Annotated in this window: 13 protein-coding genes; 5 read left to right on the forward strand and 8 right to left on the reverse strand. The window is 50.2% G+C overall.

What is annotated here, in order from left to right; genetic code table 11:
• Window position 1 precedes the first annotated feature (1 nt).
• Window positions 2-1255, reverse strand: coding sequence for an RNA-guided endonuclease InsQ/TnpB family protein (locus tag K3T82_RS19970; protein WP_220195315.1), 1254 nt, complete (start codon window positions 1253-1255; stop codon window positions 2-4).
• A gap of 938 nt (window positions 1256-2193) precedes the next feature.
• Here K3T82_RS19970 and K3T82_RS19975 point away from each other — a divergent pair.
• Window positions 2194-3177 carry a 2-deoxy-5-keto-D-gluconate 6-phosphate aldolase domain-containing protein gene (locus K3T82_RS19975; RefSeq protein ID WP_236031409.1) on the forward strand — a complete coding sequence of 328 codons (984 nt, stop codon included), beginning with the start codon at window positions 2194-2196 and terminating at the stop codon, window positions 3175-3177.
• Window positions 3178-3618: 441 nt separating this feature from the next.
• On the opposite strand, the gene K3T82_RS19980 is transcribed toward K3T82_RS19975, so the two are convergent.
• Window positions 3619-4902, reverse strand: coding sequence for an MFS transporter (locus K3T82_RS19980; RefSeq protein WP_220195316.1), 1284 nt, complete (start codon window positions 4900-4902; stop codon window positions 3619-3621).
• Window positions 4903-5031: 129 nt separating this feature from the next.
• Window positions 5032-8247 (reverse strand): winged helix-turn-helix domain-containing protein, encoded by a 3216-nt coding sequence (locus tag K3T82_RS19985; RefSeq protein ID WP_220195317.1) that lies wholly within the window; start codon window positions 8245-8247, stop codon window positions 5032-5034.
• A gap of 218 nt (window positions 8248-8465) precedes the next feature.
• Between K3T82_RS19985 and K3T82_RS19990 the strand changes: the two genes are divergently transcribed.
• Window positions 8466-9194 (forward strand): ClbS/DfsB family four-helix bundle protein, encoded by a 729-nt coding sequence (locus K3T82_RS19990; protein ID WP_220195318.1) that lies wholly within the window; start codon window positions 8466-8468, stop codon window positions 9192-9194.
• Between the two features lie 472 nt (window positions 9195-9666).
• Here K3T82_RS19990 and K3T82_RS19995 read toward each other — a convergent pair whose 3' ends face one another.
• Window positions 9667-9972: an antibiotic biosynthesis monooxygenase family protein gene (locus K3T82_RS19995; RefSeq protein ID WP_220195319.1), complete on the reverse strand. Its 306-nt coding sequence runs from the start codon at window positions 9970-9972 to the stop codon at window positions 9667-9669.
• Between the two features lie 314 nt (window positions 9973-10286).
• Between K3T82_RS19995 and K3T82_RS20000 the strand changes: the two genes are divergently transcribed.
• Together K3T82_RS20000 and K3T82_RS49155 are read left to right on the forward strand one after the other, a co-directional pair.
• Window positions 10287-10940 carry a pentapeptide repeat-containing protein gene (locus tag K3T82_RS20000; protein ID WP_220195320.1) on the forward strand — a complete coding sequence of 218 codons (654 nt, stop codon included), beginning with the start codon at window positions 10287-10289 and terminating at the stop codon, window positions 10938-10940.
• Window positions 10941-10946: 6 nt separating this feature from the next.
• On the forward strand, window positions 10947-11255 hold the full coding sequence (locus K3T82_RS49155; protein ID WP_220196491.1) for a pentapeptide repeat-containing protein: 309 nt from the start codon (window positions 10947-10949) through the stop codon (window positions 11253-11255).
• Window positions 11256-11307: 52 nt separating this feature from the next.
• On the opposite strand, the gene K3T82_RS20010 is transcribed toward K3T82_RS49155, so the two are convergent.
• From K3T82_RS20010 to K3T82_RS20025, 4 genes are all read right to left on the reverse strand, one after another.
• Window positions 11308-11934 (reverse strand): hypothetical protein, encoded by a 627-nt coding sequence (locus tag K3T82_RS20010; protein ID WP_220195321.1) that lies wholly within the window; start codon window positions 11932-11934, stop codon window positions 11308-11310.
• Between the two features lie 592 nt (window positions 11935-12526).
• Window positions 12527-13117 carry a hypothetical protein gene (locus K3T82_RS20015; protein ID WP_220195322.1) on the reverse strand — a complete coding sequence of 197 codons (591 nt, stop codon included), beginning with the start codon at window positions 13115-13117 and terminating at the stop codon, window positions 12527-12529.
• A gap of 457 nt (window positions 13118-13574) precedes the next feature.
• Complete coding sequence (locus tag K3T82_RS20020; RefSeq protein ID WP_220195323.1) at window positions 13575-13817, reverse strand: hypothetical protein; 243 nt, start codon at window positions 13815-13817, stop codon at window positions 13575-13577.
• A 316-nt stretch (window positions 13818-14133) separates the two neighbouring features.
• Window positions 14134-15264, reverse strand: a complete 1131-nt coding sequence (locus K3T82_RS20025; RefSeq protein ID WP_236031415.1) for an RNA polymerase subunit sigma-70 — start codon at window positions 15262-15264, stop codon at window positions 14134-14136.
• Window positions 15265-15507: 243 nt separating this feature from the next.
• On the opposite strand from K3T82_RS20025, the gene K3T82_RS20030 reads away from it, so the two are divergent.
• Entirely contained in the window at window positions 15508-16299 is a 792-nt protein-coding gene (locus K3T82_RS20030; RefSeq protein ID WP_220195324.1) for an SDR family NAD(P)-dependent oxidoreductase, read from the forward strand.
• The last annotated feature ends 8 nt before the right edge of the window (window positions 16300-16307 follow it).

Here is a 16307-nt window from a genome sequence, read left to right on the forward strand (position 1 = left end):
TTTATACACAATCGAACAGGTTCAATTGCTGCACGTGCCCCTCACGGGAAGTCCCCATGACTTCTACGCCGCTTTGGGTCGCCTGCAGCACACCGCACTCAGGACGCGCCTGAGTGTGTGGCCCTCGCCGGGCAAGGAACCTCATCAAGATGTTGACGGCGCTATTGTCGTCTCGATCCATGCTGAGTCCGCATTCCGCGCACCGATACGTCCTCTTGCGCAGTGGCATGGCTTGCAGATTGCCACAGCCACTACACTGCTTGGACGTGTTGCGCTCATCTAGAACGTGAAGCTCTTTCCCATACAACTGGCATTTATAGCTGAGCATCTGAACAAAGGCGTACAGGCCCCAGTCGTTGTAGACCGCCCGATTGAGCGCCTTCTTGCGCTCCTGATGCTCTTTCATGGCCATTTGCCGCTGGGAAAGATCCCCCACGACGACAGTTCTCTCAACCAATCGTCGTGCAATCAGGTGCGACGCCTTGTGCAGGCTATCGCGCTGCTTGTTGCGCTTCTTCTGCGACACGCGCTTATAGACCTTGCTCAGAAGAAGAAAGCGGCGGGACTTCTTCTTGCACTTGCTGCGTTTGGAGCGAAGTGTATCAAGCTGTTTGTTGTACCAACGCGAGCCTTTGAACCCTCCAATGTGATAGAAGCGGCCCTCTTCCGTGACCCCAGTTGCCAGCGTCTTGATGCCCAGATCGAAGGCCACAGTGTCACCGTTGCGTTTGGCTTCCTCGGGCTTTCGGTAGCTGAAGGAGGCGTAGTAGTTGCCCCTGCCATCGCGACTGATGGCCACCTCTCGAAAGCCTTCGGGAGGCAGTTCCGTGAGTGCGGCACGGATAGCGGGATACTGTTTGTGCTTGCCCTTGCCCCCTGTGGGCAAGATGAGGGTGTTTCCCTCGAGCGTGAGATACATTGCTGGATAACAGAGGGTGAAGAAGCCATGGCGAGGTCGCACGCGAGGAAAGCCTGGGGTTTCCCCATTGGCGAGGCGACGAAAGAAGGCTTGCATGGCCCCATCCAGGCGATAATACACTTCCGCAAGCAACTTGCCATACACCTGATTGAGTTCAGGATCATGGGCACGACTTTCGGCCAGGGTTTTCTTGCAGGCGTTGAAGCGCCACTTCTCTCCGTCTCTGAGTCGCATCACCCACCAATTGTAGAGGCCTCTGCATTTTCCTTGCATGAACTCAAGGGTCGCCGCATCTTGCTCGCTGAGGTCCAATTTGATCTTTTTGCAGAGAAGCATGAAGACCTCCTTTCCTTTCACCCCCATCTCTCCTGATGAGGAGAGATCCCCTTTCGCTAGAGACGTGAACTGTTTTGCGTTAGAACATTTTTTCTTAATTTGTGCGTGTATCATACCATGGTAGCGTTTGCATGTCAATACGGAGAAATGTGCGCAACAAGCACACATTTGATCATGATTGCACATCTATTTGATTACTGTTCAATTCCTCCATTATCCTCGTTGTTTTTATATCTCTTCCTGATTTGCCATATCTAGAGCTGTATGAGAAAGAACGCTGGTACGTTCACAAATTTAGCAAGATAACCGGCAACGATGCTATACACTAATAATTAAAAGATCTCGTGCCAGCGCCGAAAACTGGAACGGAAACCTACCAAGACTTCCACCTGTTCAGGGGACTGCTTATACGATATTGTCATATTTGTCCTCCTGACAATACTCGTCCTAGTCTGTTACCTTCTTCATACCTTGCGGGTAAATGGGGTATTGGGTATGAATGCACACGAATATCCTACCTCTTCAGTCAGATATTAGCATCTACTAATGTGCTACGTCAAGAGAATGCAAGTAGATCATTCGGAGAAGTCCTTAGCCCATACTCTCGTTCCCTGAAGAAACGGGCTTGGGGGTATTTTTCTTATCCTTTTCAGGTTTTCAATTACGTCACTTCACTTCGGAAATGGTTCTTGCCTACAAGTTCCCTCCGAGAGCACACGCCATAATACCCGATAAACTCCTTTTGCATGCACACTTTGCAGCATGATTGAGAGCCCTATCTTCTCTTCTGTCTGCTTCAATGAGAAACGCGGAAGTCCATATTCTTGAACAACGTAGAGAAACTTTTTCAACACAGGAAACGTTTCGGCACTCAGAGAGCTATCCACCGAACACAACCTTGCCTCTGTAGAATTGCACTGGTATGAAGAAGGGAGCATATGACAATGGTTACAGGATACACCAAAAAGCTCGCCATTTTGCCATTTGATCATCGAGCCTCGTATATCAGTGGTTTGTTTGACTGGAAGGAACCGCTGAATGTTGAGCAAGTACTGAAGGTAGCAGAGAGTAAGCAAATCATCTACGAGGGTTTTAAGAAAGCTCGAATCCCTAAAGAGGAGGCAGGTATCCTCGTTGATGAACAATACGGGGTTGGCATCCTCCGTGATGCCAGGCAACAGGGCACCATCACCGCAGTCTCCGTGGAAAAAAGCGGACAGAAGGAGTTTGATTTTGCTTATGGAGACGACTTCGCGCAGCATATCGAGGCTATGCAACCAACTTTTGCTAAGGTGTTGGTTCGCTATAATCCTGAGGGGGATCGTACCTTAAACCAGCGGCAAATCCAGCGCCTGAAACGTCTCTCCGACTACCTGCACCAAACGCAACGACTGTTCCTATTTGAGCTCCTTGTCCCGGCAGAGGTTCACCAACTTGAACTCGTCGATCAGAATAAAGATGCCTATGACTCCCAGCTTCGACCTCGCCTTATGGGAGAGGCAATTGAAGAGTTACAGCAGGCTGGGGTCAAGCCAGATGTTTGGAAAATTGAAGGGTTGGACAAACGCACTGATTGCGAGCATATCGTCGAAGTGGCACATCACAATGGCGACCACAATGTTGGTTTCATTGTACTAGGGCGTGGAGCAAACCAGAAACGGGTTCTTCATTGGCTCCAGACAGCCGCAAGCGTACCAGGTTTTATTGGTTTTGCTGTTGGTCGTACCAGCTTCTGGAATGCTATCGTTGACTTTGAGGCAAAACGCCTCTCTCCAGATGACGCTGCGACACTAATCGCGCGGAACTTCGAGGAGTGGAACTCGAGCTTTGAAGCAGGACGCCAGTCAGGTATGGAGCCTAATGAGACCAGCGCAGCTAGATCACATGCAGACAAGATAACTCGAAAAGAAAATAGGGGATGAGGTAATCAACGAGAGTTTAATTCTGGGTAACCTGTCGGGCATCTCGCCAAACTAGAGGGAACCCGCTTCCTCTCCATCGAAAAAGTCTTTCTTGACAAGATGTCTCGTACACGTATACGTATTATTGCAACGGGCCGTACAGCCATTGAGGAATACTGGCGCAACTCTTCTAGTTTCTGCCAGTGTTCCTCAATGGCTGCCTGAAAACTGATGGAGACGCTAAAGCAGTTAGTCAGAGCTATTCATTACCCATGCAGATGCAATCAGGGGGGCACAGGTGTCCTTTGGTCAAATGTCGGAACTGTGATCACTTTTTAAGCCTTGAGGTGTCTCAAAGCATGAGTTTTTCTGAATTTACAGAATGCTCACAGAGTCGTAGACAATTCAGAACGGCCAGACCACAGAAGTGTGATCCAGCCTGGTCAGACAACAACAACAAATTTACGCTCCGACCTCAACTTCCGCCGCTTCAACCTCGGCAGGAGCAGTGGAGGCAGGGCGAGCCGCTACAGCCAGGAGGACCGAGACTATAGCCAGGGCAATAATCACCGTTCCGCCCAGGTAGGGCACAGCATGACCAGCCACACTATACAGCCAGCCACCAAGCAAAGGACCCACAATCATAGCCAGCGATTGCATAGACTCGCTGGCACCGTTTATCAATCCTTGCTGGCTGGCGCTGGCCATGCTTGAAGTCAAACCTCGCAGAGAGTTCTCGACAAGACCGCCTGCTCCAGCAAAAAGAACCCCGCCGACAATCAACAGGATAGGTGAGTTCGTCCAGGCCATGATACCAAGGAGAATATAGCTGATACCCACCAGGACCAGCGACCAGTTACCCAACTTCACATTCCCAAAGATCGTCAAGAGCAGGCCTACCAGCACTCCCTGTACCAGGATATCAATCACACCTATAAGTGATGACGCCAGGCCCGCTTCGGTGGCATTCCAGCCCAAACCATCCTTTAAAAGGATAGTCAGGTTGGCAATCAGATGTGAGAAAGGCAGAAAGTAGAAGAAAAAGGCCAGGAGAAGCCAACGCAAATGAGCCACACGGAACAACGAGCCAAGCTGTTTCAAGGGATTTAGATCGCTGACATTGATTGAGGTCACACGCTGGCTTCTGGGCAAGCTCTCAGGGAGGAAGAACATGCCCCAGAGCAGCGAAAGTGTACAGACCACAGCAGCAGCAATAAAGGGAGCGCTATAGTTCATACCAGCCAGTAAGCCACCTACGCTAGGGCCAATAATAAAGCCCAGTCCCGAAACCCCTCCAATGATGCCAAAGTACTTACCACGCTCCTGCGGCTTGGTGATATCCGCAATATAGGCGAATAGCACGCTGAAATTTCCACCTGTCAGGCCATCAATAATACGACCAGCAAAGAGCAGCCAGAGCGCCCCTCCCAGGCCAAAGAGCAGATAGCCAAGAGCAGAACCGATGAGGCAGACGAATAGGACCGGGCGACGGCCAAAGCGGTCACTCAACAGACCCAGGCCAGGTGAGGCCAGCAACTGACAGATGCCATAAATCGAAGTCATCCAGGCCACAGTCAACGCCAGGTCATTGGGATTACTCAAATGTTGCTGAGTCATAAAAGGGACAACAGGGTTAGCAATTCCCACGCCCATCGTATTCAAAAAGGCTAAAGTTATAAGAAAAATCATCGCCTTGTTGCCTGGCTTCTTGTTACTGCCAGGCTGATCTGATAAAGATGCACTCATGCATACAACTCCAATCTGGTCTTCTGTGTTAAGAATTGAATATGTCCCTAGCATACAGACCAGACGGGCGAGCCAGCATCGTCCATGTGCATGATTAAGCGGATGATTTTGAGGTACCATCCCACTCCCCTAAAGGAGTTCTAACTGATTAGCTATGGTACTGGCCTCGACGCGATTGCTAACATTGAGTTTACGATAAATACTTTGCAGCTGGGTACGTACAGTATTCACCGAGACCACAAGTTCACGAGCAATCTCTGCATTCGTACATCCCGCAGCCAACAAACGCAAAACTTTGCGCTCCTGTGAACTGAGGGGGTCGTTGAGAAGGCTCCTGGCGGGGTGATTGGATGAGAGGCCCGCAGCTTCCAACAGATAGCGAGCACGTGCTGCCAGATTCTTCTCCCGCAGTGAGGGTAATAAGTCACGAATGACCAGAGTTAATTCCTCACCTGCATCTAGAAACAGGCGTACATATCCCTCATTGAGGCTTGCCGCCAGCAGGTCACACAGGTAGACACGAGCCTGTTCTATTCTGGACTGGCGAGCACAGGCCAGAACAAGTAACACCCGGACTTCATGGCTCAAGGCAAAATGTTTTGTCTGAACGGCCCAGCATTCAAGCTCCTCAAGCATCTGGGTAGCTTGGACCAGATCCCCCTGGGTCAACAGCCAACGGGCAGACAACAATTGCTCACATCTCTGTTGAAGCAGGGGTAACTTCGACGCGCCCTTTGAAAGAGAGGCGAACCAGTGCTCAACCGGCGTATGTAAGCCACTCATCAGTTGTAGAGACGCCAGGGTCGTCTGAATTTCACGCGAAAGTTGCAACATGAGATGAGAGACAGGAGTAGGATTCCTAGCCAGCCAGGAAGTAAGTCGCTGACGCGCCTGGGGTGCTTGACCACGGGCTTGCTCAATCAAAGCCAGATAAATCGAGGCATAGGCCAGAAATTCATCCTGATTCAGTTGCTCCCCAAAGTCCATAACCTCTTGAGCATAGTATTCTGCCTCATCCAGTTTATTGCGTTGATAGGCAATCTTGGCCAGACCTAACTGTGAATGAGCAATATCATCATAATCTTCCTGCTCTCGGGCCTCGGCCTGGAGCTGACTTAATTGTTCAAACGCATGGTTCATCTCTCCATACTCCATATTGACTCCGGCAAGCATCCCCCTGGTAGCACGAGCATAGGTCACGTTCCCTAGCTGATTACTCAAAGCCAGGGCCTCATGAAACAGGCTACGCGCCTGATCCAGATTGCCTTCAAGCAGTTCCCCATGACCAACCACAGTCAAACCAATATTCCTCCAGACGCGCTCCTCTGGAGGGAGCCAGACCAGCGATTGCCTGGCCCAGGTAATAGCCTGGAGCAGTTTCCCCTCCTGGCGAGCCAGCAGGGCACGAAAAGCAAAAACAGAAGCAAGACGCGTAGTATTATTGGTATCTCGCCAGTGCTCCTCAGCGATCTGTAATAGGTGTTGAATGTAGGGATCACCGTCAGGAATACGCGGACTCTCCAGCAGCCAAAAAAGACGTACCATAGCGTAGTGTAAACACAAAATTGGCAGGCTCTCCAGTTCCTCCTGAGGGAGACGTCCTAACCAGCGCTGCATGCTATAGAGTTCTGGAATCTGCAACACATTGCTCTGTTCCCTGGCCAGAATAAAGCGTTCTATTAAGCTAGCCGCGCGCGAGAAAACTTCAGCATCCAAAGTGGTGTCGATGGCATCATCGAGAAAATCGTGCTCCTCATACCAGATACTGGCACGATAGGTAAGCTGGCGTATCTGTTCATCACCCAGATGTTTGCGAGCCTCCTCTTGCATAGAACGGGCAAAGAGGGTATGGTAACGAGCCCATTTTCCCTCTCGGTCCATCCGAATCAGAAAACGGTCCCCGGCATGCAGGGCAGTTAGCATGCGATCACAATCCTCTCTCCCGGTAATAGCCTGGCAAAGCGAGGCCTGCAAACGTGGGAGATGACAGGTTTGAAAAAGAAACATGCGCTGATCCGCAGGTAATGTATGCACAACCTCGCTGAGAAAATACTCACGCACACTCCAGTGGCTGCCAGTAAAACGAGCAAGCACAGGTTTCATATCCTCTTCACTAGAAAACTCATCTATTTCTCGGGTGAGCAAACGCAAGCCAGCAAGCCAGCCGTCCAGGCGCTCATCGATCTGGCGCAGAACCTTTTGAGAAAGAGGGAAGGACAATTCCTGAGCAAAAAAGGCCCGCGTCTCATCCAAAGTAAAACGGAGAGCAGGGGGATAGAGATCCAGCACCTCATTACGGGCATAAAAGCGTACCAGGGAAAAAGGAGGCTCCCCACGTGTGAGTAGCATCAAATGAAAAGAAGAGGGCAGGTGCTCCAGAAAAAAGGTCAGACTGGCAATTACCTGGGGTGAGTCAATAACCTGAACATCATCAAGCACCAGGAGAGCCGGCCTGTCCAGGTGGCTTAATTCATTAAGCAATGTCACCAGCATAGTTTCTAGCGGCTTAAAGGGTGGCAAACGATGGGCATACAGAAGTTCCAGAGCCTCCCGCCCAAAGTGTTCACGGAAAGCCTGACAGGCAGCAATGACATAACGCCAGAAGCGAATGGGGTCGTTATCATCTTCGTCAAGGGTCAGATAGGCCACATCATGAAAACCGGTCTGCTCTTTTCTGGCAGTGATCCATTGCCCGACTAGTGTTGTTTTGCCATAACCAGCAGGACCACTCAGTAAGGTAAGTTTATATTCCTGGCACTTATCGAGAAATTCCCAGAGATGCGGACGGGGCAGGAGCGTTGAATTGGATCGAGGAAACTCAAGCTTAGGCACAAGCAGCGGGTCAAAATAATGAGCTGGCATGGGTGTGGTCTGCTCAAAAACAGGCTTGCTCTCCATCAATACGGGAACGACACTGGTTGAGGAAGGTAAATCCTGTTTGCGCTTACGCGTTTGGGAGGTCTGAGAAGCGACAGATTTCGTTGAGTTTCGCAGTGGATCTGGGGAAGTTAGAACTGGTTGAGCAGACTCAGCCAGTTGGATAGCAATCTCCTCCAAACGTTCAACACGAACCTGATGACTACGTCCAAGGTAGCGCTTGACCATTCCGCTGGCCTGACGCTGGTAGGCATACCAATAACCCTCACCATTGCGGCGCAGCTCCTTAAGCAGATTAAGTTGACCACTCCGTCCGTGAAAAGCGAATGAGCGATGTTCTTCCAGCCACACCAGCCAGGCTTCACCAGCTTCATCCAATAGAAGTGAGATACCTGTCTTTGCCTCAGTTAAAAGATAGCTTTCCTGTTCTGGCGACCAATCAAGGCTGTACTGTGCGCTTTTTGGCATGACAGGGCAATGTCTCCTTTTTTGCTCCCCAACGGATATATGGATGATTATACACAAAGCATAAAGAAGAGACAAGTGCTCCCCAACAAATCAAGAGGACCATCGCATTTTTGCAGCGAAGCGAACAGTAAAGACCATTGCTTGTTACGAGAATCAGGCATGAACCATTGTTATTCGCTGCTCTAAATGACATTTCCAACAAACCAGGAGAAAATCACTTGGGCGAACAGGTGCTCTCTCTCCTTACAGGTACGTTCTCAGGTATGGGAGGCTATGTTGATCGCGACAAAATAATCTTCTCCAGGCGGATCAACGGACTGACGCAGGAGTCCCTATTGTTCATACATAGGAGGGATACGGTCGCAAAACAGGACATAGAATACCCGTATTCGCTGTTATACTTAAAGGCAAAGTTGGAAGATTATGGAAGGAGCAAAACTATGACGGATCAGAAAAGCAAAGCAGAACTTTTGGAAATGAGACGTGCACTCTATGCTAATTTCGACGCGCTGATCGCAGGCTTGAGTGAGCAGCAATTACAAATGCCAGGGGTTAGTGGCGATTGGTCAGTCAAGGACCACATCGCCCATCTTACGTTCTGGGAGCGCCTGAACCTGCTTGAAATGTTGAAATCTATCGACCAGGGGACAAACTGGATTGATTCAGGACTTGAGAGTACTGAAGAAGTGAGAGACAAAACCAACCAGCAGATATATCTACAAAACAAGGACCGTTCGCTCGCAGAGGTGCTGTCCGAATTTCAGGTAACGCATCAGCAGGTCATAGAGTATCTCGAAAAGCTGGGCGAAGAGGAATTGAAGACGCCCTACAAATGGTTAGAAGGTTATACGATCATAACATGGCTTAGCGAACCAAATGGACACTACCAAGAGCACGAGCAATTTATTCGAGACTGGCTTACAAAGCAGAGCAACACAAAGAAGTAGGTGCTTTAGATTTTGCGCGAGGAGGTCCTTCACATTCTCATTGGTATAACACGAAAAAACTAGGGAGTTCACAGGTTCATGAAACCAACGCACAGATAAGAAAGAGAACATGCGACCAGCCTAGCGCGGTAAAGTCATAGGAGCGTGCTCGACACGAGGACCGCTTCGGAGGCAAGGGGCTAATGGGTTTTCCCTTCAAAAGCCGTCGCCATTATATATGAGGGCATTCCAACAAAGCAGTCTTCCCTCTCGCCTTGTCCGTCGCTAAGGGAGGCTTCCTGGGTGAAGACCTCCTCATCCTCAGCCCAGCCCCCCTCAGACAGGCACTGGCTCTTCTGGGCTGATACGACAACATGGCACCAGGAAAGCTTCAACGATACTCTTGTCCCGTTGCACCCATCAGTTCCAGAGCCTAGAGCGGAGTCATGCGTCTCTGTTCACCAACATGGCTCCGGGTTAGAATTCGTTGAAATCATGCTCGCTCGGTGCTCTCCGAAACCACGTCTGTGTAAAAAACTTGGAAATGTTCCCCATCCAGATAGTCTGAAAAGCGCTTTCCTGCCTGATCTGTCTGAAACACAGTAATAGCAGCTTTTGCAGCATCAATCGATTCCCAGTAAAGGATATCGAGCCATTCCCCGCTCTCGGCCTGGCTCACAGTTCGGCTGAGAAACCCCTCCTGTGTTTTGAGCAAGGTTGTCGTTTCCTCAACCGCCTGCAGAAAGTCGGCACGAGCCACTGTCGGACGGATCTGAAAAATGACCACTTCAATAGCCATGATCATCTGTACCTTTCTTTATTCGTGTATTGCTCCCCAAAAGTGAGGCTACACATTCAAGAAACAAACTATTCATCAAATCTACACCTTTTGAAACCGGTGAGATCTGTTAAAAAATCGTGAGCTGGGATGTGGCAAGAATTATTGCTCATGGCTAGCATTTGCCATTGTCATCGTTTCCTTCTATGAAAAGCCTCTCAAGTTGTATCTCATTCGACTACGCCCGTGCAGGAGTTGTATCTCTTCTCACTTGTCTTGCGGCAAATGTAGCAGTATACTCTCTGCAGAGAAGGAAACAAGGAGAAGAAGCACCAATGGCAAACCAGGAGCATCTGGCTCAATTGAACCAGGGAACAGCAGTGTGGAACCAATGGCGATGGAACGCTCCAGATGTGCGGCCTGATCTCAGAGAGGTAAACCTGAGTGGGGCCGACCTCCGTGGCATAAACCTGAACAAAGCCGATCTCACCGGGGCCAATTTGAGCAAGGCCAGGTTGAATCAGGCGAATTTGTATGAGACCTGCCTGGGCCTGGCCGATCTCAGTGATGCCGATCTCAGCGAGGCCAAATTGCATAGGACTCTCCTCTACGGAGCCCGTATGCACGATGCTCGATTGAATGGGGCCAGGTTGCACAAAGCCGTTCTGACTCAGGCGAACCTGGCTGGTGCTTGCCTGAACAATGCCAGATTGAACAGAGCCAAACTGGACAAAGCCAGTCTGAGATGGGCCGATCTCAGCAACGCCACCCTCTGTGACGCCAACCTGACTCAGGCTGACCTCGAAGATGCTTCCCTCAACCACGCCAACCTGAAACGGGCAAAGTTCTGTATGGCTCTCCTAAGATGTACTAAGTTGATCGAGGTCGATCTCAGTGGTGCTAACCTCAATTGTGCAGACCTGAAGAGGGCCAGGTTGAGCAACGCCAACCTGGACAGAGCGAACCTTTGTGGGGCCAAGTTGGAATGAGCTGATCTGAGTGCTGCTCACCTTTGCGGAGCTCATCTCATCGGAATAAACCTGACTCAGGCTAACCTGAACGGGACTAATCTGAGTCGAGCGGACCTACGCGAGGCGAAACTCAACAAGGCGACGCTTGTTCAGACGCTCTTGCAGGGAGCCAATCTGGAACAAGTACAGGTGAATGGTGCAAACTTTCAGGGAGCCAACCTGCGTGGGATCCCCTGGTTGATCGTTAAGGATCTCATGGTGCAACCGGAAGCTAACTTTACAAGTATCCAATGGGATAATCCCATTGACGATGCCATGCTCTCGAAGGATTGATAATACGAGAGTACATCGGCCATTATGACGATTGCTTTCCCAAACCTCTCGCTCATGTCATCGGTTCATAGAAATTTCCTGTGTTGCGAAACAAAACTTGCAGGCCATTGACGCTTACTACCAGATTAGGATGATGCGTATCTCCTGCAAAAGTCAGTGTTATAGGGGCAAGATCAGATCCAGGACCGATGAGACGTGGCCCAATGAGCAGATGTGTGTGCTCAGCGTCTCCTCCTGGCATCTCAAAGATATACACCTGCCCGTTGAGATTAATCGCTGTGAAGTGGGTTGGAATCGACTGGTTGTGCTCATGCCCCACAAAGTGATCTACCTGGGTGGTGCGAGGCCGACCATACTGTAGATCATCTTTGAGCGTTGTTCCCCACTCTATCAGGAATTGCGTGCCTATGGTGATAAGGAGCGCGCAGAGCATCCCTATTCCGATCAATAACGACCAGGAGCGGCTTTGCTTTCGCACGTTCGCGTGCGAAGAGAAAGAGATTCGATGTTGCCAGGGGGGAACGTCGATGGCTGACGATAGCTGTGGCCTGGTCTTGGTCATTTGAGAAGCACGTGCTACCTGTACCTTCCCTGATGTCTGTGTCTCGCTCACGGGGTGACGACGAATGACCAGGCTTCGAGGAGCGAGGCGAGTTTCCTCTTCGATGGTGATGGGCATGACAGTCCTCCTTCGATTTTTTGAGCACAATAAGAGTAAGCAAGAAATAAAGGGGACCTGGATGCGGACAACGTTGAGATGTGTGGTCTATGGAATAGCATACCTGACCTAGAGGAAAGGAGACAAGCCAGTTATCCACGAACTTTTCCAAGGGGGTGTGGGAATGTTGTGGATAACCATTTCAAGCTTAGAGTGAGGCTGGCATCGCCTCTTCAAGGCTTTGGAGGAACGAAGCAAACGCTATAGGCTGATGATAAAAGCGCGTGTCAAAAGACCCCCAACAAGAAAGCTGAGATCTTGTATCCACCCAGAGTCATCCAAAGCGAGTGAACTCCCTGGATGCCGCCACGGATTATAGTTAACCCTGGTAATAACAAATAGCGGTCCAGCGATCAAGCCACATAGAAACAGGATTTTGGTGGTGCGATGAATCATATTGCTCTGTTGAGAGACAGAAAAGTCAGTTGGAGAAAATGAGGGAGAGGGGGGAGAAAATATTCTTTTCCTCGTGTTTGAATGCTTCATTATTCATCTTTCCTTGAATCTTTTATTGATGCATTCTTTCATATTGCCTCTCGTTTTGGGCTTCATCTTAGTGCTCAAATGTGCGCTTTAAGCGCTCTTGATAGACTGCCTCACAGCCATGTAAGAGGCTGCGAAAACGGTGTTGTAAAAGCTTATAATCTCCCTGGGCCATGTTCTGAAAGATTTCTTGATAGTAGTAGCGAGCATAATCTTGGATAGCTGGTTTTACAGCTTCCATATTCTCGCCGCGAGCATGAGAGGTTCCTTGCTTGCGACGCTCCTGCAACCAGAATGCCTCCATAGCAGTGACAATTTGTCCCTCAATGTCTTGATCCTGGCTGATCGAATTGCGTTTAATAACCTTGAGCGCGATGAAGAGAGTGCGTGCAAGACTTGGCTGTCCGCCATCGCCAGGCGAATAAAACTTCAGAAGATACTGCATTAGTTGCTCATAATGCGCAATAGGCGGCACAAAACCAGGATCATTCATAGCAACTAACTCAGCGGCAATCTGAGGCTGTTGGCGGAGCCATTCTTCGACAAAGACTGACTGGCTTTTCGCTCCACGCACTTTTTCCAACGCGGCAATGAGATTGGGAGAAAAAGCAAGCGAGAAACTCTTCTTTTTTTGCTCAGATGCAAGACGTGGACGGCTCATTGACTTCCTCTATCATCATTTCTAGGAGGCACTCTTGCCCCCACGACCAGAAGCGTGAAAAACTCAATCAATGTATTGGATTTTGTGGGCACTTTGATCGGGCCGAACTTTCCCTTTTTTCTCTTTATCCAGATCTCGCTCATTCAGGCAAAATGATTATAAATTATTTAAATAATCATTGTCAATACCAATCTCAACCACATACATCGGTCCTTTAGCTCTGTGGGTTCCTCTCTACTTCTTAACTCTTACTTCCTCCATTAGATCTTCTCATCACTGAGCCTGTACGCGTACACAACAGGCACATACCCACCCTTTAGTGGGGCACTGATTACTTATGTCATCCTTTTCACAGAGGATCAAAAGGTAATATCATGAGAATGTGATGGGATTAGGGGTCTCACCCTTTGATGGAAGGATCCTAACTCAAAGGGAAAATGTGATGGAATGATAGACGCTAAAATGTGTGGTAGGGAAAAAATGGCGAAGAATAACACAACAAGGGAATCGCCCAACGATCTTCTGCAAGCTCCTTCTGGGAAGGAACGCCAGTCGCCTCAAGCGCTACAACCGCCATTTGAAGCGCACGTTTTGTGGAAGAATGGACAAAAGGGCTCTCCTGTGGCAACCTCTCATTGGTATAGGGATTAAGCCCATCCACCAACGCCTCCAAAATCGCCAAAGCCGCTTCTTTTTCCATAACGCCCTCTTCCTTCTCAAAAGAAATGCCGTCCTGTCAAGACGACCAATCGGGCCAGGACGGCGCAGCAGAAAGGAAATTATCACTCCTACATATTATAGCTTATTCACGGCAGCTCAAGCAAGAATTTCACTCTTGGCATTCTCTTTGACTTATTTTAAGCTTTACTGCTTGTTTGATGTATTGTATGCCTGGATGTGTTACTATATTGCCTAGATTTGTTTCATTGTTGTTGTTATGCTCCTTTCTTAGAAAACGGAGAAAACCGTGATTTCTGAGAGAGGAACAAACGAGAGGCAAGTGTAAAATGGCGTTGTTATTGAGGAATCTGAAGTGGGAATCCAAAGGAGGTAACCAGTTCTGGACCAAGAAAAGCCGTCAAAGAGGCAACCTGCTTGGGAAACGGCGAACCAGCTAGTGTGAGCACTTGAATGGCAAACGCTCGATAGGAGCGGGTGGCTTCATCAGCCCGATACACCACAAAGGCCGGGTATCCATTCGCACGCGTCGGAGAGAGCCGCCACTGCTTGTGGACATCGGGAGGAAATAACACCGTAGAGAGCACACGTCGAATCGCGTTTCGTCCCTGGTACCACGAAGGAACCGGTGGCATAGAGAGCGTCGCATCTTCTTTCAACAACGCCACGAGTCCATCCACATCATCGGTTTCCCAGGCTTGCACATAGCGGGAGAGCAAGGTGTCAAGAGCGGCATTCGTGTCACCAAACGGCACGATCTCCGGCTGCTCACGTTGATAGTGTTTTTCGAGTATGACCCTGGCGCGGTGCAGAGCGCTGTTCACCGCCGCTACCGAGATTTCAAGCCACTGCGCGATCTCGCCGGCTCGCCAGTCCAGCACGTCCGAGAGGATCAAGATAGCTCGCCCACGAGGCGGGAGCAACTGAAGCGCAATGAGGAAGGCCAGCGAAACGCTCTCGTGCCTGGTATAGCGGGCTTCCGGGTTCTCCGTCGCCTCAGCCAGCCAACTATCAGGGAACGGCTCAAGCCAGAGCGCTTCCGTACTCCTGGGTGCAACCGGTCTCATTGGGTCCCAGGCAGCAGATGCCACCGTTGGCAGAGTCCGTGGCGCGCCTTTCTTAAGCAGATCCAGGCTTGTGTTGGTGGCTATGGTATACAGCCAGCGGCGCAATGATCCTGGGCCTTTCTCCGTGAACGTATCAAAATGCCGCCAGGCTCGTAGCAGCGCATCCTGTACAGCATCCTCAGCATCATGGAGTGACCCCAGAAGACGATAACAGTGTAGCAGCAATTCACGGCGATAGGGCTCGATCACACGGCTATACTCAGCTTGATCGGGGATTAGAACCTCATTCATCCGATCCGTTTTTTCCCGATTCGCTTCCTCCTTGCGCGCCATGTTGCTTTCTGCCAGACCCTTCTTTTCAAAAGTCGCACCCGCTCCACTGGTGCTGCTTGATGATCTCACACGCATTCTATCATACGGCCAGACTCTCTGCTACAGGTCCAGCACGCAACGACCGCTCGCGAGCAGGTAGCAAATGGTCCGAAAAATGTCGACGCAAAGCGAACAGTTTTGCTTTTTCCAACAGTTTACTAAATGTCTATCCAACCGAAAAGGGACGCGACGAGATAGATGAAAGGTCTGCGAAGCCGAAAGCACTGCGGACATTTTTGAGAAACATATCACCACATATTAAGGAGATTTACAATGCTGCTTGAAAAGAAAAATGCTGTCATTTACGGGGCGGGAGGAGCCGTTGGGAGCACTATTGCGCGAGCCTTTGCCCGTGAAGGTGCCAGAGTCTTTCTGACTGGTCGTACACAAGCGCCCCTCGACGCTGTCGCCCAGGCAATTGTGGCAGAGGGCTTCCTGGTCGAAACGGCTCAAGTGGATGCACTCGATGAGCAAGCGGTCGAACAGCATGCCGACAACGTAGTTAGAGAAGCGGGAAGCATTGATATCTACATCAACGCCATCAGGGTTGCAGAGCCTGGCATTTACGGCATCCCCATAGTAAATCTGTCGTTGGAGAACTTCGCCCTCCCGATTACTGCCTATATGAGATCCCATTTCTTGACAACACGAGTGGCTGCACGACGCATGGTTGAAAAAAAGTCAGGGATAATCATCACCATCACCGGGATGCCCGCCCGCGCAGCCACACCAGGAGCTGGAGGAGTGGGCGTCGCATGGGCAGGTATCGAAGCGCTCACCCGAGGGTTAGCAGCAGAACTGGGGCCTCAGGGCATCCGAGCTATCTGCTTACGGTCGAACGCGATCCCAGAGACGACTGTGATTCGCGAGGGGTATAACGTTCGCGCCAGGGCCACAGGTCAGACCCCAGAGCAAATACAGGCTGCAGCGGAAGCGACAACCTTGCTCAAACGGCTGCCGACCCTTGCGGACCTGGCGAATGTGGCGACATTCATAGCTTCCGATCAGGCAAGGGCGATGACAGCAACCGTGGCGAACCTATCTGGTGGATTGCTCGCCGACTAGGATAGACG

The organism is Ktedonospora formicarum (assembly GCF_016587355.1).
Lineage (GTDB): Bacteria > Chloroflexota > Ktedonobacteria > Ktedonobacterales > Ktedonobacteraceae > Ktedonobacter > Ktedonobacter formicarum.

Bases quoted from the DNA above. Each gene is read 5' to 3' on its own strand.
- K3T82_RS20015 (WP_220195322.1), bottom strand. From the start codon at position 13,117: ATGAGCCGTCCACGTCTTGCATCTGAGCAAAAAAAGAAGAGTTTCTCG.
- K3T82_RS20030 (WP_220195324.1), top strand. From the start codon at position 15,508: ATGCTGCTTGAAAAGAAAAATGCTGTCATTTACGGGGCGGGAGGAGCC.
- K3T82_RS19985 (WP_220195317.1), bottom strand. From the start codon at position 8,247: ATGCCAAAAAGCGCACAGTACAGCCTTGATTGGTCGCCAGAACAGGAA.
- K3T82_RS19980 (WP_220195316.1), bottom strand. From the start codon at position 4,902: ATGAGTGCATCTTTATCAGATCAGCCTGGCAGTAACAAGAAGCCAGGC.
- K3T82_RS19970 (WP_220195315.1), bottom strand. From the start codon at position 1,255: ATGCTTCTCTGCAAAAAGATCAAATTGGACCTCAGCGAGCAAGATGCG.
- K3T82_RS19975 (WP_236031409.1), top strand. From the start codon at position 2,194: ATGACAATGGTTACAGGATACACCAAAAAGCTCGCCATTTTGCCATTT.
- K3T82_RS20020 (WP_220195323.1), bottom strand. From the start codon at position 13,817: ATGGAAAAAGAAGCGGCTTTGGCGATTTTGGAGGCGTTGGTGGATGGG.
- K3T82_RS20010 (WP_220195321.1), bottom strand. From the start codon at position 11,934: ATGCCCATCACCATCGAAGAGGAAACTCGCCTCGCTCCTCGAAGCCTG.
- K3T82_RS19995 (WP_220195319.1), bottom strand. From the start codon at position 9,972: ATGGCTATTGAAGTGGTCATTTTTCAGATCCGTCCGACAGTGGCTCGT.
- K3T82_RS20000 (WP_220195320.1), top strand. From the start codon at position 10,287: ATGGCAAACCAGGAGCATCTGGCTCAATTGAACCAGGGAACAGCAGTG.